Source organism: Syntrophothermus sp. (assembly GCF_013314835.1).
Taxonomy (GTDB): domain Bacteria; phylum Bacillota; class Syntrophomonadia; order Syntrophomonadales; family Syntrophothermaceae; genus Syntrophothermus; species Syntrophothermus lipocalidus.
The window spans coordinates 1-23,741 of the sequence record NZ_JABUEX010000041.1; the positions used below are offsets into that span (position 1 = coordinate 1).

Consider the following 23,741-nt stretch of genomic DNA (forward strand, 5'->3'; position numbering starts at 1 on the left):
TCAACGCAAGACGGAAACCCCGTGGTTTTCCATATGTCCGTGTTTTGCGCCCATAAAGCGCTGTTTTTCCGTCCGGGTGGGACTCCCGGGGCCGAGGTCTCCCTGTCACCCCAGGAAATATTTCAAACGGAGGTGTAAAGCCTGGTCATGGGGAGGCCGGGTTTACAAAATCTAACTTATTGTTAGGTATTGTAAACTTTTGCGAACCAGGGTAATCCGGAATGGACATCATAATGTATGTAGCACTGGGACTTGTAGCAGGAGTACTCAGTGGCTTGCTCGGCATAGCCGGCGGCATAGTAATTATTCCTTCGCTGGTTTTTCTTTTTGGTTTCTCCCAGCAACAAGCGCAGGGCACTACCCTCGCCCTTATGGTGCCACCAATCGGTATCCTCGCAGCCTGGACTTATTATCAAAAAGGATTTGTGGACTTGAAGGCTGCCGGTCTGATCTGTCTTGGGGTGTTCGTAGGCGGACTTTTCGGAGCCAGAATAGCAACCGCCCTGCCCGCTTCTGCCTTACAAAAGGTATTCGGAGTACTTGTGTTGCTGGTAGGGATAAAGATGATCTTGAATCGGTAGTTGTTGGGGTTTCGTCTAACCCATGTTTTAACCCTCGACTTCGTAACCGATTTCTTCGATCTCCTCCCGTATCTCCTCTAAGTCAACAACAGCGTCGTCAAAGGTGACGGATACTTCACCTTTTTGCAGGTGAACCTCTGCCTCCTTTACGCCTGACATTTGCATCAAGGCCTGCTCGACGTTGGCCTTGCAGTGCATACAGGTCATTCCCCTAACCTTAAGCACCATGCTCTTCATGTGGTCTTTCCTCCTTTCACAAATGCTGTCTCCCTCGACATTTACCACTTTTACTGTGGCCTTTTGGCAGGCTTTGTATTCGCTCATTGAATACAGGTCCCAATTCACCTATAATCATATGTGTAAAAAAGCCTCAAAATACTTAGGAGTGGAAACAGCAATGAAACTGAAATTAGGGTATTTGTTGATTTTGTTAGGAACGGTACTAGTATTCATCAGCCATAAGATATTGAAGAGAAATGTCAAGACAAAAAGGGATGACGATATAGTTGCCCATTATCTGGAGATGGCTTACAATCTGCCCGAGTTTCTTTACTTGGCTGTAGCTGGAATCATTTCCTTTCTCGTCGGCACCGTAATGCTGGTCCTGGCTTGAGCCTGACTGGTTTCCTATCCTTCTTTTCCCAAGAAATAAACTGCTCCGGCTCCCATGATGACCGCCATTCCCAAGAGAACACCTATGCTGAGGCTGGGATGAAACAAACCGTAACCGTTGATTGCCAGTCTCATCACGTCAACTCCGTAACTAACCGGGTTCCAGCGAGCGGCGACTTCTATCCATTTTGGAACGCCCTGCAGGGGAAACACAGCCCCGCTTAACAGAAACATAGGCATCACCACAAAGTTCATAACCAGCGAGTAGCTGTGAAACGTGCTGATCTTGACTCCAAACAGTACCCCAGCCGACGAAAGAGATAAAGCTAGCAGCAACATGGCGAGAAGTCCTTTGACAAAAAGCACAGGGGTTAAACCTAATCCGATGAGCGGAGCCGATACGAGTATAAGAATTCCCTGCAGGATAGCGGTTGTGCTACCAGCCAGAATCTTACCCGTGGCGATGGCAGTACGGGACACTGGGGAAATAAGGATCTCCTTGAAAAAGCCGAACTCCCGGTCCCAGACCACTCCAAGCCCCGAGTTCACCGAAGCAAAGAGCACGGTCATGCTGACTATTCCCGGAAAAACATACCGCAAGTAGTCAAAACCGAGATTCCGAAAAGAGCTGCCGAGGCCAACCCCCATAATAAACAACCACATTAACGGCTGGGCAATCGAAGTGATTATTCTGAGCTTTTCTCTCCAGAACTTTTTCACTTCACGCAACCATATGACGTACACAGCTACAAGGTCTGGCTTTAACCCCATGTTCGAGTCATCATCCTTTCCTGAGCCTCATTCCAATCCGGCGCCTGAACTCTCCTCGCGGATCCGCGTCCTCATCCCGCATGCTTTTACCGGTGAGTCGCAAGAATACATCATCTAAAGTCGGCTTAGCAAAATTTACTTTCTCAATCAACCCCGTCCCCGCTTGCTGCAAAAGAACCGGCAAAAGCTCGTCCGCACGCTGAACCTCGAACTTAAGCCCGTCCTGGATGAACTCCGGCTTCACCTCAAAACGTTCTTCCAAAAAGGCCGCCAGTTGGTGTACCTTGGAAGATGTGACCTCTACCACGTCCCCTTTGACCATTTGTTTGAGATTATCGGGGGTATCGCAGGCGATGATACGCCCGTGGTCTATAATCGCTATGCGGTCACAGTTCTCTGCTTCATCCATATAATGGGTGGTCATAAAGACCGTGGTCCCGGTCTCCTCCCGGGTACGCCTGATGTAATCCCATATATGTTTTCTAGTCTGGGGATCCAGCCCCAGGGTCGGTTCGTCCAAGAACAGCACCTTTGGCAAATGGACCAGGCCACGAGCGATTTCCAGGCGTCGCTTCATTCCTCCGGAGAAGGTCTTGACCAAGTCGTTACGCCGTTCCCACAGCAGAGCCAGTTTCATCACTTCTTTGATACGCTCCTCGAGATACCTGCCGGTCAAACCGTAGATCATACCGTGAAAGACCAGGTTTTCTGTGGCCGTGAGATTTTCGTCCAAAGTGGGTTCTTGAAAAACCAACCCGATGTTCCGCCTCACCAGGGTCTGTTCGTGCTCGACATTGTACCCAGCAACCCAGGCTTCCCCACCGCTGGGCTTCAGCAAAGTGCAGAGCATGTGAATGGTAGTGGTTTTGCCTGCGCCGTTGGGGCCTAGAAACCCAAATATCTCTCCCTCGTAAACTCCGAGGTCCACGCTGTCTACAGCGACCAGTCTACCGTACTTGCGGGTTAGCTTTTCAGTGGCAATTATCATTGCTCAACCCCCGTGTCCTTCATGCAAATTAGGGACAACTCCTCTTTTGCGTTTCGGTCCCCCGCTTTTACTATCAACCTGGGCTCATGTAATAATTCCAACTCTCCTGCATATTGTTCATACTGGAGGTGAAAATCTTGGCAATCATGAAATCCGTAGAGTTAAAAGGGCTTCTTCTGACCTGTACCGTGGCTGCGGTACTAGGGGCCTTGGTAGCTGCCATAGTTTACTTCAGTCCTCTTAAGGAAACCACCCTTGCCCCCCTGGTTAACCTTGTCCTCATCATAGCCGTTTTTGTGGGTGGCAGTTATGTAGCCAAAACTAGAGGCAGCCGCGGACTAATTGGAGGAATCACTCTCGGCATCATGTTTTTTGTAGTCATGTTCGTACTAACTCTAATTTTCAGCCCAAATCTGCCAGGTTTCAAGTCCTTCTTACAGCACCTGTGCATCTGCCTCATCGCTGGAGGCCTGGGCGGTATATTCGGTATCGGACTTTCTTCTTGAGAAAACCTTTTATCTCACAAGACGACAAGTTAAAATAGAACTGGTATCTTTCGGATACACTCATCCATTATGGAGTGATAACTTGTCCGAAGCAAGGCTTAAATTAATTACGGCCCTCACCTACCTCATCATCGTGATCGTGGTAGGTGTGTTAGGGCTTATGTATTTTGAAAACTGGCCTTTGCTTACTGCCGTGTGGGCTACAATCGTGAGCCTTAGCACCACCGGCTACGGGGACATTGTTCCGGTTACCATTGGCGGGCGGATCTTTATGATGATATTGATCGTAGCCGGAGTAGGGGTCGTAGCCTATTCGCTGGGAGCCATCGTCAGTATAACCATCGAAAGCCAGATCAACCGCATGATGGGGAGAAATACCATGGAAAAGACTATTCGAGCCCTCAACAACCACATCATTATTTGCGGAGCGGGACGAGTTGGCATGAGCGTTTTGGAAATCATTCGCGGTGAAAACATCCCGTACGTGCTCTTGGAGCAGAATCCCGAGACGGTAGCCCGCCTGCAAGTTGAAGGTATTGTAGCCATGGCCGGTGACGCGAGTGACGACGAGGTGTTGCTCCGAGCCGGCATCCAGCGGGCTCGAGGCATAATTACCGCCCTGTCTCAAGACCCCTATAACGTTTTCGTTACTTTGAGTGCCCGAGCCTTGAATCCTAGTTTACATATCGTGGCCAGGGCCGAACGCCAAGAAACCGTGGACAAGCTAAAAAGGGCAGGAGCCGATCGCGTGATTACTCCGGCCCAGCTGGCAGGTCAGCGCATGGCCACAGCCATGTTAAAACCGGCGAGCGTTCAGCTGGTAGACACCTTGTTTGCCACCCACAATATCGAAGTACAGATTGAAGAAATAAATGTGGTTCCGGGCTCCCCTCTGGTAAACACCTCTATCCGCAACATCAACCGTGACGACTCCAATGTCATCATCGTTGCCGTCATTCGCGGCGACAACATAATCGTTAGTCCGCGGGCAAATACCAAAATCGAGGCAGGCGATATCTTAATTGCCATGGGTTCGCGTGAAGACCTGAGCAGGCTGGAATCCAGTATAACAACAGCTATGCCGGAATAAGTATTGACCGAATACTCGCCACTGTCCCTACAATGAAAGAATTATGACTGATTGTGGATTCGCAGTACACTGTGCACTCGTCTGACGGACCCATTTTTATATTGAAAGCTTCGTCCCCTTTCTTTTTTGGCCTCAAGCCTTATTATCCCCAGATCCTCAGCAATATCTTCCTTAAGAAGGCCGGCACCCTGAAATAAAACACCCGCAACCCCTTCACCCCTTCGTTCAACGATTCAGTCTATTATATGCTGCCTTCAGTCCAGAAGTTCATCCCTGAGGAAATATCTTTACCACGGCGGCCCTCTTGCCGTCCCTGCTAATGTGATAAACCCCTTCAATCAAGACCTGACTCTCAGCCAGAACCTGGCAGTACTCATCTGTTTTCTGGGGTCTAAATTTTACCGCTAAACCGCAGCTGGTGGAAATTTCCCTAGGCGTCGGCATCATCACAAACTCCGCCTCTACTGATTTGAGGACTTTTTCCGCCTTCAACGCTTGAGATGTCGATGGAAAAACAACGACACAGTAGTCGGACAGACTTATTATATCCCGCACTTCTCTCTATCCTTTCTGTCACTCGGACAGGTTCTTCTGCAGCTCGGCAACTCCAGTTCTAAAGAAACTGCCCTGAGCGCAGGCCACCACATCCTCGCCGGCGTAAACCGAAGCCTCGGCAAAAATAACGTTCCGTCCCGCCTTTACAACCCTGCCCTTGCCGACCAGAAGGGCCCCGGCGGGAGGAGCTGACAGGAAACTTATGGTGCAGTCAATAGTAACCCCTCTCACGCCCAGCGAGCGGATAGCGTTACCCATGGCCGCATCTGCCAGAGACGCTATCAATCCCCCATGGACCCTGCCCAAAGGATTGGTGTGGCGCTCATCGATTTCAACCACCAGTTCCGCCGAACCGGGAGCCAGAGCTCGGGTTTTTATCCCAACCAACCGGTAGTAAGGAGTTTGTTCGTTTGCTTCAACAATATGGTGAAAAAGCAGCTCGTCGATCCCCATGTTCTTAGGTTCTATCACGGTATTCACCTCGCAACAGGATAAAATAAGCCACAGATTAACACACACCCGGCACTCAGCTCAAGTCTTTGATTAGCGGCGAGCGTTTTCGGGACCCAGTGGCATATTACAATTTCAGTCAGCTGAGTGCCGGGCTGATGAACGCAGATAACTTAAAGTTATGGAGAGCGTTAGCCGCCCTCATTTTCATTATCTGGTGTTGACACTGTTAAGTGTCGCGAGTGTCTGCGCGTCATTTGTCGTGGGGGCCAGGGCTCATTCTTTTTTAGGCATCGGAACGGCTAAGTTTACTATAATCTTTAGGCGAGCTGAGCTGCAACCGCTTTTCTCGTATCAATCGTTGCCAAAAAGCTTGACGGCCGGGGGAGTAACGAGCCACAACACGCGATATTCTGCTGTGCGTGGCAAAAAACGGCCCGCTGTTGTACAATGGATGCAAAGCTGGCTAGAGGAGGTTACCTAGATAATGAAGCTTACTGCCGTCGACCAAACATCCCGCCCATCTATGATCCGGGATATAACCTTAGCTCCCAGCGGGCACCGCAAGATCGAATGGGTAAGCCGGCACATGCCGGTATTGAATATCCTGAAGACCGAGTTCGAAAAAGACCAGCCGTTAGCGGGAAAAAGAATCGCAATGTGCTTGCATCTGGAAGCCAAGACGGCTTACCTCGCCCTAACTTTGCGAGCAGCCGGCGCCGAAGTGGTGGTCTGCGCCAGCAACCCGCTTTCCACGCAGGATGACGTAGTTGCGGCTTTGGTCGAGAAAGGCGTGACTGCCTTCGCCTGGCACGGGGCCACTCCTGAAGAATACGACATGCACATCGCCAAGGCCCTGGACTGTGAGCCTGATGCTCTCATAGATGACGGTGGTGATCTGGTAGGTATGCTCCACAGGGAACGGCCTGCGCAAGCGCGGAAGATTATGGGGGGTTGCGAAGAAACCACTACCGGGATCCTGCGGCTGAAGGCTATGGAAAGGGAAGGATCATTGTTGTTTCCGATGATGGCCGTCAATGACGCGTTTATGAAGTACTTGTTCGACAACCGTTATGGGACCGGCCAGTCGGTGTGGGACGGAATAATGAGGACTACCAACCTAGTGGTGGCAGGCAAAACCGTTGTCGTAGCAGGTTACGGATGGTGTGGCAAAGGTGTTTCTATGAGAGCCAAAGGATTAGGAGCACGGGTAATAGTCACCGAAATCGATCCCATAAAAGCGAACGAAGCCCTGTTAGATGGGTTTGAAGTCATGCCTATGCAACAGGCAGCGACCGAAGGCGATGTCTTTATCACGGTGACCGGCAACGTAAACGTCATCCGAAGAGAGCACATGGCGGTAATGAAAGATAACGCTATTCTAGCCAATGCCGGTCACTTCGACGTAGAAGTGTCAAAACCTGACCTAGAAGCCTCGGCGGTATCACGCCGTACGCTTAAAAACAACATAGAAGAGTATCTGTTGCCGGACGGGCGCAGGTTGTACTTTCTGGCTGAAGGTCGGTTAGTCAACCTGGCAGCAGGCGATGGTCATCCGGCTGAAGTCATGGATCTCAGTTTTTCCCTGCAGGCCCTTTCCCTGCTGTATATGTTAGAGAACCGAGAGCGGCTGCTACCTAGGGTTTACAACGTACCAGAGGAAATCGACCGCAAAGTCGCCGAGCTTAGGCTGCGTTCTCTGGGAGTAGAAATAGACCGGCTGACGGAGGAACAGGAAAGGTACCTCGCTAGCTGGCAATTATAAGCGGTCGTAGAACGGGGACGGGATCGCAGCACAACGAACACCACGCGAGAATAATTGGCAAGCATATATCAAAGAATATGAACAGGTCAATGACGAGGAGGACTTTTTGTGTTGCGGCAGCGTACTTTGTTGATTTTTTTTGGTATTCTGGCCCTCATCATCGTTTCTGCGTATTTGCTGATGCGCTGGACCGGTCCCCCGACCCGTAAACCTCTTATTCGTACCACCGAAGCTTCCAAAGGTAATTATTACACTGTGCGCGACAAACAAGGTCAGGTCTTGCTTCAAACCGGATTTCCCATAAACATCGGCGATGTGTTTATCAACGAAGATAACCGGGTTTTCGAGATCTGTGAAATGAAAGGCTGGGACGCAGTTGCCAGGCCGACGTCCCTATCAGTTTTCAACCAAGACCGGAATTCCAGTAGCATCGATATCAAAGAACATTGGGCTGTAAAAGAGGCGATTCCTGCCCAGGCTGCAGGTATCCACGTGGCCATATACCACTCACATTCGGACGAGTCTTATCCCATATCTGACGGAACCTCCAGTATACCCGGCAATGGCACTATTTTCGAAGTCGGTGAGAATATGGCTAACAGTCTTAGGGCTTCCGGCATCAGCGTGACCCACAGTTACAATACTCACGGACCCCACGACAGTGGTGCATATTACCGTTCACGCCGGACAGTCTTTCAACTTCTTAAAGAAGGTCCCGACGCCATCTTTGATGTCCACCGGGACTCGGCCCCGCCTGAAGCTTATTACACTTTGATCAACGGTCTGCCCACAGCTCGAACTATGATTGTAGTGGGACGCCAGAACCCTAATCTAGGATCTAACCTGGATTTCGCCCAGCGAATAAAAAACCATGCCGACACGGTGTACCCCGGGCTTGTCAGGGGCATCTTCATCGGTCATGGCGATTACAATCAGGACCTGTATCCCACCGCTCTCTTGTTCGAGATAGGCACTGACCAGTTGTCGCGGGAGAGTGCCCAACGCGGTGCTCAACACATGGGAGACGTGGTAGCAGAGGTTCTGCGAGCTCGAACTTAGACCTCCCCGGCCCGAACCTCGATAAGAGCCTCGCGCAGCTGTACTATCGCCCCGGTCAGATCTTCAAGCTTCTTATCGATCCTGACCAAAAGGTATATGCACACAACTGCTGGGAAACCGTAGTTGCCGATTTGAACCAAAAGGTCTGTCATTCCATCACCCCCTGAGCCGAGAACGAGAATCGATTTACCTACCCGTACACCTCAATCTTACGCATACAGCAAAGGAATGCCGAAATGTGCTCCACCTTGTGAAAAGTTTTCACCAGTTCCCGATTACCCACATTCTCTATTAAGCCAACTGCACTCACGCCTTGTGTGGGCCTCACGCCAAAGGTCATTTACATAAGCGAATCGTCCTCTTAATGGTTACGGTCCTAATCAGCGTTAATCAGTGTCATCTCTCTTTAAGAATGAAGCCCGGGGAAACCCCGGGCTTCACGTCTAGAGTTCCAGTTCCACCGTATCCTGGGTTACGACCCGAGCCCCCAGCTGACCCACCAGGTCACCGCCGGAGGAAGTAAATATCCCCTTGCTGATTATTTGCTGCATCGCCGCGTCTACTTCGGCAGCAGTAAGGTCTGCTCTGGCATCGGGCACCCTGATGGTGACCCTACGACCGGCAGCGTTGGCAAAAGTCATTTCCAAGGTCCGTTCTTGAGCCATTCCGTTCACCTCCTTTCTAATCTAAACCTTTCTCAGGGCATTATACGTTCTCCAAGTCTGCTACATCCCGCCGCTGAATTCCAGCCACCGGCTTCTCCTGTAATCCTGCCAGGGTTTGCCCGACCGCGTAAACGTCGTCTGACGTCGCTGAAGGCTTAACGTTTCTGTAACGTCGGGCTGCCAAGATTGGGTTACCTTGAGCGTTGACCCCGTTTTCTACGTTCACGATGAGCTCGCTCGTAACCGTAACAGCTTGTACCGCCATGGTGTTCACCTCCTTTCTGCTGCCATTGTAAACCGGCCCCTTCTATTTCCTCGAATTACGGGAGATGGCAAGGTCAACAAGGCAGAAAGGCGGAAAAAGACACTCTCGGCCAAGTTAGGGTTGACTTCTCTGAAACCATGCACGCTGGTTTGTCAGAAAGGCAAAACTACCATTAATAAGCAAACCCAATAGACGTGATTATCGGGTCATCCAGCCGATTTCCAGCTTGCTTTTGACGCATAGACAAGATGCAGATATAATAGAATATGGATGATTATAAAGTCGTGCAGTGACAATCACTGCCATTAATGGTTCTTCTTGGGTTCCCGCTTTGTTCATACCATTCGGCCGCGCAACTTCTCTGACACGGACCCCTACAACACTTGAAAGTGTCACCTCGTATTGTCCCCTGCAACCGCAAAGTTGGGATGGGAGGAGAATCCTCAATGGAGCCATTGGATACAGGTCTTGGTGTAATCGAGTTGTTAACAGAAAATCCCTCTATATGTGCGATAGTCGTAGATCAGAAAGGTACTGTGGTTTCGGTTAACTCGACTTATTTGCGGGTTTTACAGAAGTCAAAGGAAGAAGTAGTCGGAAAATACATCGGCGATGTTACTCCAAATACGAGGACTCTAGTGGTACTGCGTACCGGTAAGGGTGTTGTCGGGTACGATTGGTCAATCAACGGATACAACATGATAGCTTGTGCTTTACCTCTTATAAGCAACCAAACAGTCGTGGGTTGTTTTGCTTTCAGCCTCTTCATGGATATCTGGGACGCGAAAGACCTGGTAGAAAATCTCATGTTCGAACTTAACAGCTACCGGAATGAGGTTCGCAACCTGTATTCGGCCCGTTACACCTTTGCCGGTATAATCGGCTCTTCCCCCAAGATGCAAAACGTCAAGTTCCTCGCGCAGCAGGCAGCATTGCATTCATCGACTACCGTGCTCATAACCGGCGAAAGCGGTACTGGCAAAGAGCTTTTTGCCCACGCCATACACAACTGCAGTCAACGCTCGCGTTTACCCTTTGTCCGAGTCAACTGCGCTGCAATTCCCGAGAACCTCTTGGAAGCGGAACTGTTTGGCTATGTAGAAGGAGCATACACCGGAGCGCGTAAAGGAGGTAACCTAGGCAAGTTCGAACTCGCCAACGGCGGTACGGTCTTCCTGGACGAGATCGGCGAAATGCCTCTATCCATGCAGAGCAAACTACTGGTAGTGTTGCAAGAGAAAGAATTTGAAAAACTGGGCGGCAGCAGACCGGTCAGGGTTAACGTTCGCGTTATAGCCGCTACCAACTGTGACCTGGAAGCCAAGGTTAAGCAGAATGGGTTTAGAGAAGACCTCTATTATCGTTTAAATGTGTTACGTCTCGAGATACCTCCTTTACGGGAGAGACGGGAGGACATCCCTGAACTGGTTTACCATTTCATTGATAAGCTTAACGCGCGGTTGAAGACTAAAGTCAACGAAATAAGCACCCGAGCAATGCAGATGCTTTCCAATTACCACTGGCCTGGTAATGTGAGAGAGTTAGAAAATACCCTGGAGCGCGCCATGATACTGGCTGATATGCAAGGGGGCAACATCCTGGAACCGAGCCACCTTCCGTTGCCTCACGATAATAGGAATGGAACCTTCCCAAACGGCAATGCTTTCCAGGATGGCGATGCTCACAGGACTCTGAAAACCGCTCTGGAGGAGTTTGAAAAAGAATACATAGCTAATACGCTGAAGAACACCGGTTATGACAAAGAAAAGGCCGCCAAGGCCCTGGGTATTGATGTTTCCTGGCTCTACAAGAAGCTGAAAAAACATAACATCACCGCCCATGCCAACTGACGGCGACAAAAGAAGACCGGGTAAACCAGGGGGACGGTTCCTGCGGTTTATTTTCAAAATAAACCGCAGGAACCGTCCCCCTGGTTTACTTCTATTCACCAATAAAATTCGGTTTTCGCTTCTCCATAAACGCCCTCATGCCTTCTTTCTGATCCCTAGTTGAAAAGAGTATTGCCACCTTCTCCAATTCTTGTTCCAGTCCGGTGTTCAAATCAGTGTTCAAGCCGGCATGGATGGAGGCTTTCAGATAGCGCAAAGCTAGGGGTGCTCTTGTGCTCAGTTTTTGGGCAAATTCCTTAGCCTTGGTAAGGACTTCGGAGTCGGGAAATACCCGGTTGACCAGCCCTAAACCGAGAGCGGTCTTGGCGTCGATGATGTCGCCGCTAAACATAAGCTCCTTGGCCTTGCCTACGCCGATAAGCCTGGGTATCCGTTGGCTACCTCCGGCTGCGGGGAAAATCCCCAGAGTGACCTCAGGGAATCCAAAACGAGCCCCCTCTCCTGCAAAACGAAAGTCACAGCAAGCAGCCAATTCCAGGCCCCCGCCTAGAGCATATCCGCATATTGCTGCAATGGTCGGTATGGATATCTCTGCGAGGCGATTAAACACTATATGAATGGAGCTCACATATTCTCTTGCAGCGAGAGGTGTACATTCCATCATGGCTTTTATGTCCCCACCGGCGGCAAAAACCTTTTCTCCGCCAGTCACGATTAACGCCCGAATCTGGTTGTCGGCAGCTATGACATCGAGAGCCCGTCCCATCTCCGCAACCAGGGTCGAATTCAAGGCGTTCAAAGTCGCGGGATTGTTCAAGGTCAAAACCGCTACCGCTCCTTCTTTATCCAGGGTTACCACCGTATATTCCACGAGACAGATCACCGCCTTTCCTACCTGGTTAAAACAAAGCCAACTATCCTACGTTCTTCAATTGCATCACGTTGGTTGACTAAGCTACCTGCCCGCCAAGAGGGTAGTTATCAAGTTATTACCATATACCAGGCATTCTATACGGTTATGCCTTGCTTTACACGCCTCTGCCTCCAGGCATTTGACAGCAACTGGTTCTACAGACACTGGACACATCCTGCTATAATCTACCTGGTAAACAACCCTAACAGAGACTTCTCTTCCCATTGCCGGGCACAGTTCAGATACGACCTGCTCGGTACTACTCATAGTCTATCCCAGTTCCTTACCGACCACAGCCACTCCCACCACGCACTGGTAAGGCTGCCCTCCCAGGTTATGAGCCAGTCCTATCTTCGGGTTTTCCAGTTGGCGCTTTCCGGCCTTACCGTGAAACTGCAGCCACGACTCGTACAACATGCGAATCCCGCTAGCTCCTATGGGATGACCGAATGATTTCAAGCCACCGTCCGGGTTGACCGGCAACTTGCCATCTAAGTCAAAAAAGCCATCCAACGCGTCTCTCCACCCCTGTCCTCTAGCGCTGAACTGGAGATCCTCATAGATAATCAACTCCGTGGGAGTGAAGCAGTCGTGAACCTCAGCCAAGTCAATCTGCTCCCGAGGGTTGGTTATACCGGCCTCGCGGTACGCTGCCTGTCCGGCGTAGTACGTTTCCCAAGCAGTGGTGAAGTCGTAACTCTGGTGCTTCTCGCTGTGCCCCGGCCCGGCTGCAATCTGAATACCTTTGACGTACATCGGATCCGGGCGATACTTTTTAGCATCCTCACTGCGGACTATGATGGCGCAAGCAGCCCCATCCGATACCCCAGAACAGTCCATTATCCCCAACGGACTACAGATCATGGGGGACTTAAGTATATTCTCAATCGGAACTTCTGCTTGGAATTGCGCCTTCGGGTTTAAGGATCCGTTCTTGTGATTCTTCCAGGCAATACGGGCCATAACTTCCTTCATCTGCTGCATGGACAAGCCATATTTGTGAGCGTAGGCGGGCGCAATCACGGCAAAACGTGCCGGCGCAGTGAGGTCAGGCATGGTACGGTCTGAGTCCTCGGCAGGAACTTCCAGACCGCTGTAACCGCCGTCTTTCAGTTTTTCCGCACCAATGGCCATAACTACGTCGTAGGCTCCCGACACTACCGCATAGCACGCGTTGCGAAAAGCGTCCAGCCCCGTACAGCACATGTTTTCGATGCGCGTCACCGGTTTGTACTGTGATTTCATCCGATTAGAAAACGCAAGGCCGGCCATTCCCGAGGTAAAAGTTCCAAACCAGAAAGCGTCGATATCGTTGAACTCAAGGCCCGAATCGGCCAGAGCTTCTTCTATTGCCTCTAACATCAGGTCCTCCAGGTTACAGTCGAATCTTTCGCCAAACTTGGTGCATCCCATCCCTATAACTGCAGCCTTATCCTTGATTCCCGCAGCCATTTTCTCCCCTCCTCTACCCTATTTTGGGCGTTGCTTTCCAGAAGTAGGTGTGAATCCCGTCTACCACAAACAGCCTCCTAAACGACATTTCGACCTCCATGCCGACATTGACGGCATCCGGGTCACAGTCCACCAGGTAACAGAACATCCGCCCGCCACCTTCAAAGTCCACTACCGCTACGACTGTTGGCGGGTCTAGAGATTCTGCCAGGTAATCGACAGTATAGGTAGCTACCCGAGCTGTTCTGCCATAGAAACGGTAGTCTTTCATCTGGTCGACTGCCTGGCACTGGATGCATATGCGGCTCGGGGGAAATTGGGGAGTGCCGCAGGCCATGCACTGGCACCCGTAAAAAGCCAAGTTTTTCTTGTAGTTGCGGTAATAGTCCGGTAGGGAGGAACGCTTCTGTAAAGGTCTCCTCGCCGGTTCCGTGGTTATCAACTCGCGCCACCGCAGGTATTTTTCATAGTTCATAGTCACTTTCTTGCGATCCAGATAGCCCTTGACTCCTCGCGGACCCGTGAAACCCTTAATGTTTTCAGTTACCTGAAAGACAATGGCGTCACTACCTTCGCCATAAGAAACAAACAGAATCTTATCCCCTGGCTGAGCCTCTTCCAAAGCCGCAGCCAGCATCATCGGAGCACAAGCCACTCCGGTATTGCCTATCTTTTCAAACAAGCTGTCTTGCACCTGTCCGGGCTTGAGACCGAGTCTGCGAGCTATATCCAGCTGGTTTCGGGGTATGTGGCCATAAACCACCGCTTTGGCAAAGTCTTTAGGAGCCAAACCTGTTTTCGCCATAACCCCGTTGGCGGCCTGGGAAATAAACTTGTTATAGCCCTGGGTTACACAAAACCGTTCTTCCCAACTCCGAACAAACTTGTCGTCTTCGGAGCGCCACAGATCGTGGAAATCAACGCTCACGCTGTAACTGCCTAACACTTCCGCGACAACGTTTTCGCTCCCCATAACAAAAGCGCAGGCCCCATCTCCAAAGTTAGCTTCGTGTGGCCCGGCCGCTGCTCCTAACCTGCAGTCTCCCATAGTTATCATTACCTGGTTGCCGTTTCGAGCTGCGTCTATTGCCGCTAGCATGGCCGCCGAACCGGCTCGCAAAGAATCGGTAAAATCCGCTACACGTACGTCGCGGCGGAGGTCTAACACCCCCGCTATCGTACTTGCCCCCTGCTTCTCTCGGTAGGGTGAGGTAGTGGTGGCAAAGTACAGAACATCTATCGTCTTCGGGTCCAAGGGAGTAACACAGTCCAGGGCAGCCTGCGCTGCCATAGTCAAGCTGTCTTCGTCGTAGTTAGCCACGGCTTTTTCCCCTTTAGGTACCGAACCACCGAAGGCGGCCTTGAGGTGTTTCCGGTCTAGTCGGTTATACGGAATATATGCCCCGAAGGCGGTAATCCCCACCATTATGTCAAAACCTCCTTTTGCCGTAAGGCCTTTTTACTGTTAACTGCTTCGGTGGCTGCACTGGGTTACAGCCACCGAAGCCCTCAGCATTGCGCGCACCTGTCGTTCATAACATTTAAGCCAGCCATGAGGCTGTGGCCGATTCTTGTATTAAGCTGTTCTTCAGGACTCAAAGTTTCCTCCATCGCCGATTATTTCTTGGTGTAGTCAAAAAAGCCTTTGCCCGTCTTGACCCCAAAGTGCCCCGCCCTGACCTTCTGCTTCAAGGCTAATGCCGGCCGGAATTTGGGATCACCGAACTCTTTGTAGAAGTGCTCGACAACCATGAGGAGAACGTCTATGCCTACTAAATCACACAGTGCCAAAGGTCCGATAGGCATATTCGCTCCCAGCTTCATGGCCAGATCGATGTCCTCGGCTGAAGCTACGCCTTCCTGATAAGCATGGGCCGCGTCGTTGAGGTAAGGAACCAGAAGACGATTGACTATGAAGCCAGGCGCTTCTTTGGCCCGGATCGGCGTCTTGCCGATTACCCGCGACACTTCCATCGCCAGCTCCACCGTTTCTTCGGTCGTCTCTTCTCCCGGTATTACCTCCACCAAACGCATCACCGGCACAGGATTGAAAAAGTGCATCCCCACGACCCGATCAGGCCGTCCGCTGGCAGCACCGATTTCAGTTATGCTTAGGCCTGACGTGTTCGTAGCCAGCACTGTTGATGGTGAACAGATCTCCCCTAACTCACGAAACGCCTGTTTCTTGATGTCTATGTTCTCGATAATGGCTTCGATTACCAATTCACAATCCTTCAATGCGCTTTTATCCAGGCTGGTTTGAATATTGCCTAAGAACCTTTCCTTATCTTCCTGGGTTATCTTGCCCTTGCTCGCGTCCTTTTCCCAATTCTTGTTCATAGTCTGGAGGCCTCGGTCTACAAACTTTTGGTCAATGTCTACTAGAACCACTTTGAGTCCTGCCTGGGCACTGATCTGGGCGATGCCTGCCCCCATGGCCCCGGCCCCCAAGACTCCTAGCTTACTGACGGCCATGTCGATTCCCCCTCGTCATGCTGCTCATAACATGTTTTTCTTCCATAATAACTCGGTCATCACCGGGTAGCTGTCCTCAAACATCTTAATGAACCTTTCGAAATCCCCGGCTAATACGTCCCGCCCATTACCCAGATAGACCATGACCGGGTCCAAAGTACGCATGACCAGCACCTGTTCTTCGGTCGGCGGCTCTGTCACTTCTAAGTTAGGCGAAACCGCCAGATCCCACTGCACCGTTGCTTTGATGTCTTCCAGCTTGACCCCAGGGTGAATCTTCTCCAGGTACATTTCCTTGGTTTCTTCATCAAACCGAAAGACTCCCATGGTGGTTATCACCGCAGCCGGGCCCCCTCCGGGTAGCCCTGCCTTTTCACGAGCACCGGGACCGTCCAAGTATCCTGGAGAGGTGATGTAGTCGCATTTGTTAACAAAGCGCCTCCCCTCTTGCCGCATCATAATGACTGTCCTCTTAGCCGAAGACGCCAGGTCATTAGCGCCGCCGCTACCAGCTAGCCGAACTTTTGGTTTGTAGTAATCGCCTATACAGGTAGAATTCAAATTACCATACTTATCGATTTGTGCTCCGCTTATGCACGCCACATCCACGAACCCCGCCTGCTGGGCGCTCATGACATCGCGTAAAGTTCCAGTCCAGTACGCTCTTTCACAATTGACAGCACAGTCAACGCACAGAGGCAATCGCCGGGGTGAATACGCAAACGCGCCGAACTCCACCATTATATTGAAGTTGGGAGCGTGGGTGAACTTCGCTACCGATGCTGCTATCAGGGGCATACCCACACCAATGAACGCTATTTCTCCGTCCTTGAATTCGCGGGCCACAGTAGCCGCCATTAGTTCAGGCAAAGTATAGTCTTTTGCGTACTCCGCCATCTTTACCACCTCACTTCCCCGTACTTCTGGAACCGGTGCTCGCTCTGCATCAACCGATACAGCCGGTCATAGCCTACCATCTTACAGTATTCGTCCCAATCTTTGGTACCGTAGATGTACTTTTCCACCCAGGCGTCAAACCCTTCTTTGGTAGCCCACTGTTTGTAGACCTCTAACCCGTATGCTAGATCGTGATGATAATAGTAATTGGACTCACGCCAGTGGGCGCCGAAAGGAGCATGCACTATTGCGTCGACGTAAATATACGGGATAGTAGTCAGGTTTGGCATTCTTCGGATTTCCCCTTGGGTAACAATTTCTTCAACCGATACGATTACATGGCGTGCCGCTCGGGCCAAAACATCGCTGTTCCCATATAATCCTAGACACTGGACGTTTCCGATCTCATCTGCCCTCTGCGCGTGGATTATGGCGACATCAGGGTTAGAAGCAGGAACCAGCGCAATCGGTTCGCCGTTGTACGGGTCTTCGATGACCTTTATTTTAGGATTGTACTTGATGATATCTGTCCCCAACTGAGACTTCGTTGGCATAAACGGAACTCCCATGGCTCCCGCCTGCCACCTCAAAGCCGCGCCAAAATTGCTGTACTCCTCTAACTCTACAGGCCGCGGGATTCCATGTTCCGCCGCCCTCCTAAAAACCCGGTCTTCCCCTTCTATTCCTCCCCAGTTGTATGCCATTTCCAGCTTTGATACCAGCCCACACCCTAGAAGCACGGAAGACATGCCTATCTGGCTGGTAATGACAACTCGGAGGTTCCCGATGCGCTGACGAACTATCTCCCAGATGAGAGCAGCCGGGGCAGCGCTCACGTTAATTCCTAAATAGCATCCTTCCTTTATGAAAGTCGATACGGCCTCCTTGGCAGTCATAACCTTGTTGGCCAGCGGTTTTGCTTTGCCCTTGTCGCCAGTTACAGGTTCGAACTTCATTAATTCACCCCTCCTCCATCACCCAAAACACCATACTCCAATACCTACATCACGTTTATATGTCTATCCAAGCAGGTTTCTAGCTATTATGATCCGCTGTATCTGAGAAGTTCCTTCAAATATCTGGAGAATCTTGGCATCCCTCATCATCTTTTCTGCCGGATAGTCCCGGCAGAAACCGTAGCCTCCGAGGATCTGCACCGCGTCGGTCGCTATCTTCATCGCAATATCCGCGGCGTAGCACTTGCTAATAGCCGACAGTTGTGCGGCTTCCAACGGGTGTTTGTTGTCGAGTTGCCAGGCCGCCTTTTGCCATAAGAGACGAGCTGCTTCTATTTCCATCGCCATATCCGCCAACATAAATTGAATGGCTTGAAAATCGGCAATGGGCCTTCCGAAAGCCACCCTTTGTTTGGCGTAATCCCTGGCAACCTCGAAAGCACCCGTGGCAACACCCACTGAGGCTGCTGCTATGAAGGGGCGTGAAGAGTTGAATGCAGTCATAGCGATTTTAAAACCATCGCCTTCTTCACCTACCCTGTATTTCTTATGCACTTTAACGTTGTCCAGGATAAGCTCCGATGTGTCTGAACACCGCATCCCCATCTTTTTCTCGCTTTTACCGATCGATATTCCTTCCCAGTCGCGGTCCAGCAAGAAAAAGCACTGCCCGCGGTGCTTCTTACTCTTGTCCAAGGTCGCCAAAACCGCGTATTTACTGGCATAGCGAGCGTTAGTGATAAAGCATTTAGTCCCGTTCAGAATGTAGTAATCGCCGTCCTTTTTAGCGCTGGTAGATATATTGGCTACGTCCGATCCGGCACCAGGTTCGGTCACCGCATAGGAGGCCAGTTGGCCCTCGTTGCATATCCCGGTGAACCACCATTCTTTTTGTTCCTCGGTCCCGGCATACACCACCGGCTCAGAGGCCAACATATTGGCCAAAGGAGTTATGGCAATGCCCAGACAACCTTTACAGATCTCCTCAACTACCATACAGAGGGTAACGTTGTCGAAAGCCATCCCATTGTACTTCTCCGGCGCATTCATGCACCCTATCCCCAGCTCCTGCATTTTCCTGACTACCGGCCAAGGAAACTCCTCGGTCTCGTCGTAATACTGCCTTACCGGAACGATTTCATTCTCCGTGAATTTTCTGACTGTTCTCTGCAAAGCCAGTTGATCCTCGTTATAATCGAACCCTAAAGCCAAACCACTCTCCTCCCCCCTCTAAAGATCAGCCGCTATTTCTGGCAAGCCCCTGATTCCAGCCTTTCACCCCCTTGCAGGTTTCTTACCTTATGTGCTCAGCAACACCCGTGCCAAGATTCTCCTATTTACGACCCTTTTAAATTTGGGGTTCAGACTTGCTCTTAACAATTACGATCGGCGATTCTGGCCAATAATCCGATTTCGACTTCATTTTCTTTGAATAGAGGAGGCATATCGGATCTGCTAGATCATCCAAAACCCGTGGCCGATTCTACCATATTAGCTAAAAAGTAAAGGCGCCTCCATTGTTTCGGACAGTGGAAGCGCCAATTTTTCTTGGCCCGTCAAAGCTATTTACCTGTCAATGCTACTCTGCTATAATATCAGTGACGCGCCCGTAGCTCAGGGGATAGAGCGCTGGCCTCCGGAGCCAGGTGCACAGGTTCGATTCCTGTCGGGCGCACCATTTTCATGTATGATTATGATTTAGATGCTCATTTACGCAGATTTTTCAAAACAATAATCATAGGCTATTTTACTGCGAAAAAGTCACCAAAAGAGTTTTGACCTTACATATTGCGGCCGTTTCCAGTTCTAACGGTAAGTACGGAAACCAAGGGGACGGTTCCCATGGTTTATTTTCAGAAAATAAACCACGGGAACCGTCCCCTTGGTCCTCAAATAACTATACCACCTTATCTTCCCTTAACTTTCGAATCTGCTCCCGACTGTAGCCAACCGAGCTAAGAACCTCGTCGTTGTGTTCTCCTAAAGCGGGAAAGCTTGGCTTCACCTCCCCGGGGGTTGCTGACAGCTTGATCGGGATCCCGGGAAGGATCACGTCTTTGCCCGATTCTTTAAAATTCGCCAGTTTGATTATCATTTCTCGCGCCTTTACTTGGGGATGTTCTGATACCTCTTCGAGGTTCAAAACCGGCGTAAAGCAGATATCGTCCTCGGCAAAAAAGTCGACCCATTCCTGCTTGGTTCTGGTCCGCATGATATTTCTCAGATCAGCTATCATTTCCGACTGCATTTCGGGACGGTACTGTTGCTCGATATACTGCGGACGGCCGACCTTTTGGCAGAACTGGGCCCAGAACTTCTCTTCTATCGCCCCCACACTCACATACTGCCCGTCTTTGGTCTCGTAAACGTTGTAGCAGGCATAGCCACCAGTCAGCAATCCATCACCACGGCGTGGCAGTTCTCCTTCTCCCGCCCACTCGCCGAAGGTATAAGCCAGGAGACTAACGGACCCATCCAGCATGGCTATATCGCAAAGTTGGCCTTCTCCTGTCTTCTGTCTGTGGATAAGAGCCATAAGGATACCTATTACTGCATATAAGGTACCGCCCGCAATATCGGCAATCTGAACCCCACAAAGGGCAGGTAGGCTGTCTTTCGTCCCGTTCAGAAGGGTTACCCCGGCTAAGTTCAGGTAATTCAGGTCATGTCCAGCCATGTCTCGCCAGGGACCACTAAGACCGTATCCGGTGATAGCGCAATATATCAGCTTCGGGTTAATCTTTTTTAGCTCCTCGTAACCTAAACCTAGTCTATCCATAACCCCAGGGCGGAACTGGTCCACCACAACATCGGACACAGCCGTCAGTTTCTTAAATATCTCTTTAGCTTCCTCTTTCCTAAGGTCCAATGTGATGCTCTTCTTATTGCGGTTGACCGTGTAGAAACGCGCACTTTCTCCAGCTATGAGCGGTGGCAAATGCCTCCCTAAATCCCCGGTCCCAGGGTCCTCGACTTTAATGACTTCTGCCCCGAAATCAGCCAGTATTTGGGTACAAAACGGTCCAGGCAGGTACCGAGAAAGATCCAACACCCGAATACCTGCCAAAGGTAAATTCTTATTCACCAGTAATCCCCCCCACCTACAAATTATCTACCAATTTGCGGTAGAAGACAATCCCTGTCCTGCCTACAGCCAGACCGCTTGCTTTCCTCCTATCCCGTACTTGGCAGCCTTGCGAACAACCGTTGATGCGTCAACCTTCAGCGCCCTGGCCATCTGGCGCGTCGTGCGGAACTGAACATAGGCTTTCTCTAATATCTGTTTCTCGACGCTTTCTACCGCCTCTCGCAAAGGAACTATATCTAAGACATGTACTTTATTCGACCAGTCCTTGGCCAAGTTTCCGAAATGTGAAGGTAAATCCTGGACCGTTATGGTATCGCTAGGTGTTATTACCACCAGGCGCTCCATCAGGTTTTCCAACTCGCGAACGTTTCCCGGCCAGTCATATTCCATAAAAAGGTCAATTACTTCCGGAGAAATCCTTTTTACTTGCTTGTACTTGCGGTTAAACACCTGAAGGAAATGGACTACCAAAGACGGAATCTCTTCTTTCCTCTGTCGCAACGGCGGCACATTTACTGGGACCACGTTCAGACGGTAGTACAGGTCTTCTCTAAACTCTTTTCTCCGTATCATATCTACCAGGTTACGGTTGGTCGCGGCCACGATACGGATGTCTACCTTGAGCGGCTTAATCCCTCCTACCCGAACGATTTCCCGGCTCTGTATCACCCGAAGCAGCTTTACTTGAAGGTTCAAAGGAAGATCTCCGATCTCATCCAAGAACAAAGTCCCGCCATTGGCTAATTCGAAATACCCAGCCTTCCCTTCCTTTCTCGCCCCAGTGAAAGCTCCGGCATCATAACCAAAAAGCTCCGATTCCAGCAAACTTTCAGGGATTGCTCCGCAGTTAACTTTGATGAAAGGCCCGTCTTTCCGAGCGCTGTTAGCGTGAATGGTTTCAGCTAGTAGTTCCTTCCCGGTACCTGACTCCCCCGTTATCAGTACTGTAGAATCTACTTGTGCCACTCTGATGATGGTTTCCATAAGATCCCTCATCCGCGGTGATCTTACGACCATCTTGCCCGATCCCGCATACTGCAAGCGGAGGGTTCGTAATTGCTTTTCATAGTGTTCACTCAAGCCCTCGACCTGCTCCAGCCTTTGTTTCAACATGTTCAATTCAGTTACGTCTCTGACATTACAGACCACCCTAAAAATATTGCCTTTCTTGTCGAAGACCGGTGTTCCTGTCGCTAGGGTTGTCTTGCCTGTCTTGGCATAAAGCTGAATAATAGTAACCGGTTGCCTTTGCTTTAAAACCTGAGCTGTAACCGACTCCGAAACGATTCCTTCTTCAACTATATCTTCAACATTCCGGTTCAAAAACTCACGCCCGTTGATTCCGGTTATCCGTTCAAATGCCTTATTAAGCCTTAAGGTTATTCCGTTCCCATCAGCGATGTAAAGGCCATCAAACGATGATTCGAAGACAGCATTCAATTCTTCGTTCAGCTCTTTTACATATTTCAGTTCTTTGGATATCTCCTCTATCTCCGACATATCCTGAAGGACAGCCACGGCCCCGATTATCTTGCCGTCCTTAATAATCGGGGTTCGGTTAGACACGAGAGTCCTCCCGTTCAACTCAACTTTCTGTAGGGTTTCCGGTCTTCCACTCTTGACTACCTCGCCCAACCCTGAGGAAGGAATTACGTCCGTGATTTTTTTCCCTCTTACCTCTCCCGCTTTCACTCCCAAGACTTCTTCGGCTGCCCGGTTAAAAACCTCGATCCGTTCATATTCGTCTATAGAAATAATCAAGTTGTGGGTTGAGTTTAGAATAGTCTCGAATTCAGTGCTCAGTTTGTGGTATGAATCGAAAAACACCCGCAATAAGTTGGTACGAGTAACCATACCTACTACCTTGTCCCCATCAACAACAGGGTATCTGCCTCTATCCGGATATATGATGCTGTCCAGCTCATCTTCGGGCGAACAGGTTTGAACATCGCGCGTCATAATCTGCTCGACTAGTATTTCCGGGGACAAGCCTTGCCCCAAAACCCTCAACAAGTGGCTCTTAGTCAACAAGCCTACCAATCGCTGGTTCTGGTCGACCACCGGCGCGCTGTCGATCCTGTGTTCGGAAAAAACCCTGGCCGCCTCCCGGGCAGTCATACAAGGAGAAAGCATTATCGGATCCGGAGTCATTATCTCGGCAAGTTTCACGGGTTAACCACCTCCATAACCAAATACCGCATGCAACACTCCTCGAGCGCCTCACGATGTGCCGAACTCATTTTTGAAAGCTCTTCTTGTCTCTTACATTGCAAATATCGTGCCACCTAAGCCTAGTTTCACTTCTTGTTCCACTCAATAGCCAAGCCATCCAGCCCAGATCCCGTTTCGCAAATCATTAAATAGCCGCTTCCTCAATACTCGCGGTTGCGTGCTTTTTCCCTCCTAAAACGATACCATTCACGGACTCACAACCCCTTATTCTGTTGCACCGCAGTTAACTTGTGTTGCTAATCTGCAACAACCAACTCCTTCCGAACACGTTTAAGCGCCATGCCATCTCAATCCATCACCAACTGCCAACCGGCTTATTCTCAAAAGCAGGTATCTCTTCAATGTCCTGAGCATACAGTACCGCACCCATTTTTGAGAACTGTACCAAAAGACGCGATTAGTCAAGGAGTTCGCCTATGTCCTTACCCGTGTCCGGGGCTTAAAGGGACTGTACAATTAACTGTGTAAACCCCTTTGGGAAAAAGGTAAACTTTTACCAAGGGGGTAAGGAAGATGGACGAAAAACTTTTTAGGAAGCACCTTCGGGAATTTATCAAAGAAAACAATCTGG

Annotated in this window: 24 protein-coding genes and 1 tRNA gene; 8 read left to right on the forward strand and 17 right to left on the reverse strand. The window is 50.3% G+C overall.

From position 1 onward, the window contains the following. Positions 1 to 221: 221 nt before the first annotated feature. Positions 222 to 581 carry a sulfite exporter TauE/SafE family protein gene (locus tag HPY90_RS11520; protein WP_013175394.1) on the forward strand — a complete coding sequence of 120 codons (360 nt, stop codon included), beginning with the start codon at positions 222 to 224 and terminating at the stop codon, positions 579 to 581. A 27-nt stretch (positions 582 to 608) separates the two neighbouring features. On the opposite strand, the gene HPY90_RS11525 is transcribed toward HPY90_RS11520, so the two are convergent. Next, positions 609 to 818, reverse strand: coding sequence for a heavy-metal-associated domain-containing protein (locus HPY90_RS11525; protein WP_041432792.1), 210 nt, complete (start codon positions 816 to 818; stop codon positions 609 to 611). Positions 819 to 978: 160 nt separating this feature from the next. Between HPY90_RS11525 and HPY90_RS11530 the strand changes: the two genes are divergently transcribed. Beyond that, on the forward strand, positions 979 to 1,194 hold the full coding sequence (locus HPY90_RS11530) for a hypothetical protein (protein WP_287194632.1): 216 nt from the start codon (positions 979 to 981) through the stop codon (positions 1,192 to 1,194). A 14-nt stretch (positions 1,195 to 1,208) separates the two neighbouring features. Here the strand turns inward: HPY90_RS11530 and HPY90_RS11535 are convergent, their stop codons facing one another. Both HPY90_RS11535 and HPY90_RS11540 read right to left on the reverse strand, forming a co-directional pair. Then, a complete protein-coding gene (locus HPY90_RS11535) occupies positions 1,209 to 1,964 on the reverse strand; it encodes an ABC transporter permease (RefSeq protein WP_013175397.1) in 756 nt (251 codons plus the stop codon). A 10-nt stretch (positions 1,965 to 1,974) separates the two neighbouring features. Continuing rightward, complete coding sequence (locus tag HPY90_RS11540; RefSeq protein ID WP_287194634.1) at positions 1,975 to 2,952, reverse strand: ATP-binding cassette domain-containing protein; 978 nt, start codon at positions 2,950 to 2,952, stop codon at positions 1,975 to 1,977. Between the two features lie 146 nt (positions 2,953 to 3,098). Between HPY90_RS11540 and HPY90_RS11545 the strand changes: the two genes are divergently transcribed. Beyond that, on the forward strand, positions 3,099 to 3,458 hold the full coding sequence (locus HPY90_RS11545; protein WP_287194660.1) for a TIGR04086 family membrane protein: 360 nt from the start codon (positions 3,099 to 3,101) through the stop codon (positions 3,456 to 3,458). A gap of 82 nt (positions 3,459 to 3,540) precedes the next feature. Beyond that, the gene (locus HPY90_RS11550) at positions 3,541 to 4,548 is read left to right on the forward strand and encodes a potassium channel family protein (RefSeq protein ID WP_287194635.1); all 1,008 of its coding nucleotides are present in this window, start codon (positions 3,541 to 3,543) and stop codon (positions 4,546 to 4,548) included. Between the two features lie 267 nt (positions 4,549 to 4,815). Here the strand turns inward: HPY90_RS11550 and HPY90_RS11555 are convergent, their stop codons facing one another. Both HPY90_RS11555 and HPY90_RS11560 read right to left on the reverse strand, forming a co-directional pair. Further along, positions 4,816 to 5,103 (reverse strand): putative Se/S carrier protein, encoded by a 288-nt coding sequence (locus tag HPY90_RS11555; RefSeq protein WP_287194637.1) that lies wholly within the window; start codon positions 5,101 to 5,103, stop codon positions 4,816 to 4,818. An 18-nt stretch (positions 5,104 to 5,121) separates the two neighbouring features. Continuing rightward, the gene (locus tag HPY90_RS11560; protein WP_287194638.1) at positions 5,122 to 5,574 is read right to left on the reverse strand and encodes a PaaI family thioesterase; all 453 of its coding nucleotides are present in this window, start codon (positions 5,572 to 5,574) and stop codon (positions 5,122 to 5,124) included. 466 nt (positions 5,575 to 6,040) lie between these two features. Here HPY90_RS11560 and HPY90_RS11565 point away from each other — a divergent pair, with 466 nt between their 5' ends. Together HPY90_RS11565 and spoIIP are read left to right on the forward strand one after the other, a co-directional pair. Next, a complete protein-coding gene (locus tag HPY90_RS11565) occupies positions 6,041 to 7,318 on the forward strand; it encodes an adenosylhomocysteinase (RefSeq protein WP_287194639.1) in 1,278 nt (425 codons plus the stop codon). A 108-nt stretch (positions 7,319 to 7,426) separates the two neighbouring features. Beyond that, a complete protein-coding gene (spoIIP, locus tag HPY90_RS11570; RefSeq protein WP_287194640.1) occupies positions 7,427 to 8,377 on the forward strand; it encodes a stage II sporulation protein P in 951 nt (316 codons plus the stop codon). Here spoIIP and HPY90_RS11575 read toward each other — a convergent pair. The 3 genes from HPY90_RS11575 to HPY90_RS11585 all read right to left on the reverse strand — a co-directional run bounded on the left by HPY90_RS11575 (position 8,374) and on the right by HPY90_RS11585 (position 9,307). Then, positions 8,374 to 8,529 (reverse strand): YvrJ family protein, encoded by a 156-nt coding sequence (locus HPY90_RS11575; RefSeq protein WP_287194642.1) that lies wholly within the window; start codon positions 8,527 to 8,529, stop codon positions 8,374 to 8,376. The genes spoIIP and HPY90_RS11575 overlap by 4 nt on opposite strands. A gap of 291 nt (positions 8,530 to 8,820) precedes the next feature. Then, on the reverse strand, positions 8,821 to 9,042 hold the full coding sequence (locus tag HPY90_RS11580; RefSeq protein ID WP_013175406.1) for a DUF2922 domain-containing protein: 222 nt from the start codon (positions 9,040 to 9,042) through the stop codon (positions 8,821 to 8,823). 40 nt (positions 9,043 to 9,082) lie between these two features. Then, complete coding sequence (locus HPY90_RS11585) at positions 9,083 to 9,307, reverse strand: DUF1659 domain-containing protein (protein WP_013175407.1); 225 nt, start codon at positions 9,305 to 9,307, stop codon at positions 9,083 to 9,085. Between the two features lie 446 nt (positions 9,308 to 9,753). Here HPY90_RS11585 and HPY90_RS11590 point away from each other — a divergent pair, with 446 nt between their 5' ends. Then, complete coding sequence (locus tag HPY90_RS11590; RefSeq protein WP_287194644.1) at positions 9,754 to 11,157, forward strand: sigma-54 interaction domain-containing protein; 1,404 nt, start codon at positions 9,754 to 9,756, stop codon at positions 11,155 to 11,157. Positions 11,158 to 11,248: 91 nt separating this feature from the next. Here the strand turns inward: HPY90_RS11590 and HPY90_RS11595 are convergent, their stop codons facing one another. From HPY90_RS11595 to HPY90_RS11625, 7 genes are all read right to left on the reverse strand, one after another. Then, positions 11,249 to 12,040 (reverse strand): enoyl-CoA hydratase/isomerase family protein, encoded by a 792-nt coding sequence (locus tag HPY90_RS11595; protein WP_287194646.1) that lies wholly within the window; start codon positions 12,038 to 12,040, stop codon positions 11,249 to 11,251. Positions 12,041 to 12,340: 300 nt separating this feature from the next. Then, the gene (locus tag HPY90_RS11600) at positions 12,341 to 13,522 is read right to left on the reverse strand and encodes an acetyl-CoA acetyltransferase (RefSeq protein WP_013175411.1); all 1,182 of its coding nucleotides are present in this window, start codon (positions 13,520 to 13,522) and stop codon (positions 12,341 to 12,343) included. A gap of 13 nt (positions 13,523 to 13,535) precedes the next feature. Further along, a complete protein-coding gene (locus tag HPY90_RS11605; RefSeq protein WP_287194647.1) occupies positions 13,536 to 14,948 on the reverse strand; it encodes a hydroxymethylglutaryl-CoA synthase family protein in 1,413 nt (470 codons plus the stop codon). Positions 14,949 to 15,139: 191 nt separating this feature from the next. After that, positions 15,140 to 15,997 (reverse strand): 3-hydroxyacyl-CoA dehydrogenase family protein, encoded by an 858-nt coding sequence (locus HPY90_RS11610; protein ID WP_287194649.1) that lies wholly within the window; start codon positions 15,995 to 15,997, stop codon positions 15,140 to 15,142. A gap of 24 nt (positions 15,998 to 16,021) precedes the next feature. Further along, entirely contained in the window at positions 16,022 to 16,894 is an 873-nt protein-coding gene (locus HPY90_RS11615; RefSeq protein ID WP_287194651.1) for a CoA-transferase subunit beta, read from the reverse strand. Between the two features lie 2 nt (positions 16,895 to 16,896). After that, complete coding sequence (locus tag HPY90_RS11620; RefSeq protein WP_287194653.1) at positions 16,897 to 17,850, reverse strand: CoA transferase subunit A; 954 nt, start codon at positions 17,848 to 17,850, stop codon at positions 16,897 to 16,899. A gap of 63 nt (positions 17,851 to 17,913) precedes the next feature. After that, on the reverse strand, positions 17,914 to 19,062 hold the full coding sequence (locus HPY90_RS11625) for an acyl-CoA dehydrogenase family protein (RefSeq protein WP_287194654.1): 1,149 nt from the start codon (positions 19,060 to 19,062) through the stop codon (positions 17,914 to 17,916). Positions 19,063 to 19,453: 391 nt separating this feature from the next. On the opposite strand from HPY90_RS11625, the gene HPY90_RS11630 reads away from it, so the two are divergent. Further along, positions 19,454 to 19,528 (forward strand) — tRNA-Arg (locus HPY90_RS11630). A 219-nt stretch (positions 19,529 to 19,747) separates the two neighbouring features. On the opposite strand, the gene HPY90_RS11635 is transcribed toward HPY90_RS11630, so the two are convergent. After that, a complete protein-coding gene (locus HPY90_RS11635) occupies positions 19,748 to 20,935 on the reverse strand; it encodes a CaiB/BaiF CoA transferase family protein (protein ID WP_287194656.1) in 1,188 nt (395 codons plus the stop codon). 63 nt (positions 20,936 to 20,998) lie between these two features. Further along, entirely contained in the window at positions 20,999 to 23,107 is a 2,109-nt protein-coding gene (locus HPY90_RS11640; RefSeq protein ID WP_287194658.1) for a sigma 54-interacting transcriptional regulator, read from the reverse strand. Positions 23,108 to 23,741: the final 634 nt, after the last annotated feature.

What these genes read in the sequence shown, in the direction of transcription:
- HPY90_RS11520 (WP_013175394.1), top strand. Translation starts at nt 222, where the DNA reads ATGGACATCATAATGTATGTAGCACTGGGACTTGTAGCAGGAGTACTC.
- HPY90_RS11525 (WP_041432792.1), bottom strand. Translation starts at nt 818, where the DNA reads ATGAAGAGCATGGTGCTTAAGGTTAGGGGAATGACCTGTATGCACTGC.
- HPY90_RS11530 (WP_287194632.1), top strand. Translation starts at nt 979, where the DNA reads ATGAAACTGAAATTAGGGTATTTGTTGATTTTGTTAGGAACGGTACTA.
- HPY90_RS11535 (WP_013175397.1), bottom strand. Translation starts at nt 1,964, where the DNA reads ATGGGGTTAAAGCCAGACCTTGTAGCTGTGTACGTCATATGGTTGCGT.
- HPY90_RS11540 (WP_287194634.1), bottom strand. Translation starts at nt 2,952, where the DNA reads ATGATAATTGCCACTGAAAAGCTAACCCGCAAGTACGGTAGACTGGTC.
- HPY90_RS11545 (WP_287194660.1), top strand. Translation starts at nt 3,099, where the DNA reads ATGAAATCCGTAGAGTTAAAAGGGCTTCTTCTGACCTGTACCGTGGCT.
- HPY90_RS11565 (WP_287194639.1), top strand. Translation starts at nt 6,041, where the DNA reads ATGAAGCTTACTGCCGTCGACCAAACATCCCGCCCATCTATGATCCGG.
- HPY90_RS11575 (WP_287194642.1), bottom strand. Translation starts at nt 8,529, where the DNA reads ATGACAGACCTTTTGGTTCAAATCGGCAACTACGGTTTCCCAGCAGTT.
- HPY90_RS11580 (WP_013175406.1), bottom strand. Translation starts at nt 9,042, where the DNA reads ATGGCTCAAGAACGGACCTTGGAAATGACTTTTGCCAACGCTGCCGGT.
- HPY90_RS11585 (WP_013175407.1), bottom strand. Translation starts at nt 9,307, where the DNA reads ATGGCGGTACAAGCTGTTACGGTTACGAGCGAGCTCATCGTGAACGTA.
- HPY90_RS11590 (WP_287194644.1), top strand. Translation starts at nt 9,754, where the DNA reads ATGGAGCCATTGGATACAGGTCTTGGTGTAATCGAGTTGTTAACAGAA.
- HPY90_RS11600 (WP_013175411.1), bottom strand. Translation starts at nt 13,522, where the DNA reads ATGGCTGCGGGAATCAAGGATAAGGCTGCAGTTATAGGGATGGGATGC.
- HPY90_RS11605 (WP_287194647.1), bottom strand. Translation starts at nt 14,948, where the DNA reads ATGGTGGGGATTACCGCCTTCGGGGCATATATTCCGTATAACCGACTA.
- HPY90_RS11610 (WP_287194649.1), bottom strand. Translation starts at nt 15,997, where the DNA reads ATGGCCGTCAGTAAGCTAGGAGTCTTGGGGGCCGGGGCCATGGGGGCA.
- HPY90_RS11615 (WP_287194651.1), bottom strand. Translation starts at nt 16,894, where the DNA reads ATGGCGGAGTACGCAAAAGACTATACTTTGCCTGAACTAATGGCGGCT.
- HPY90_RS11620 (WP_287194653.1), bottom strand. Translation starts at nt 17,850, where the DNA reads ATGAAGTTCGAACCTGTAACTGGCGACAAGGGCAAAGCAAAACCGCTG.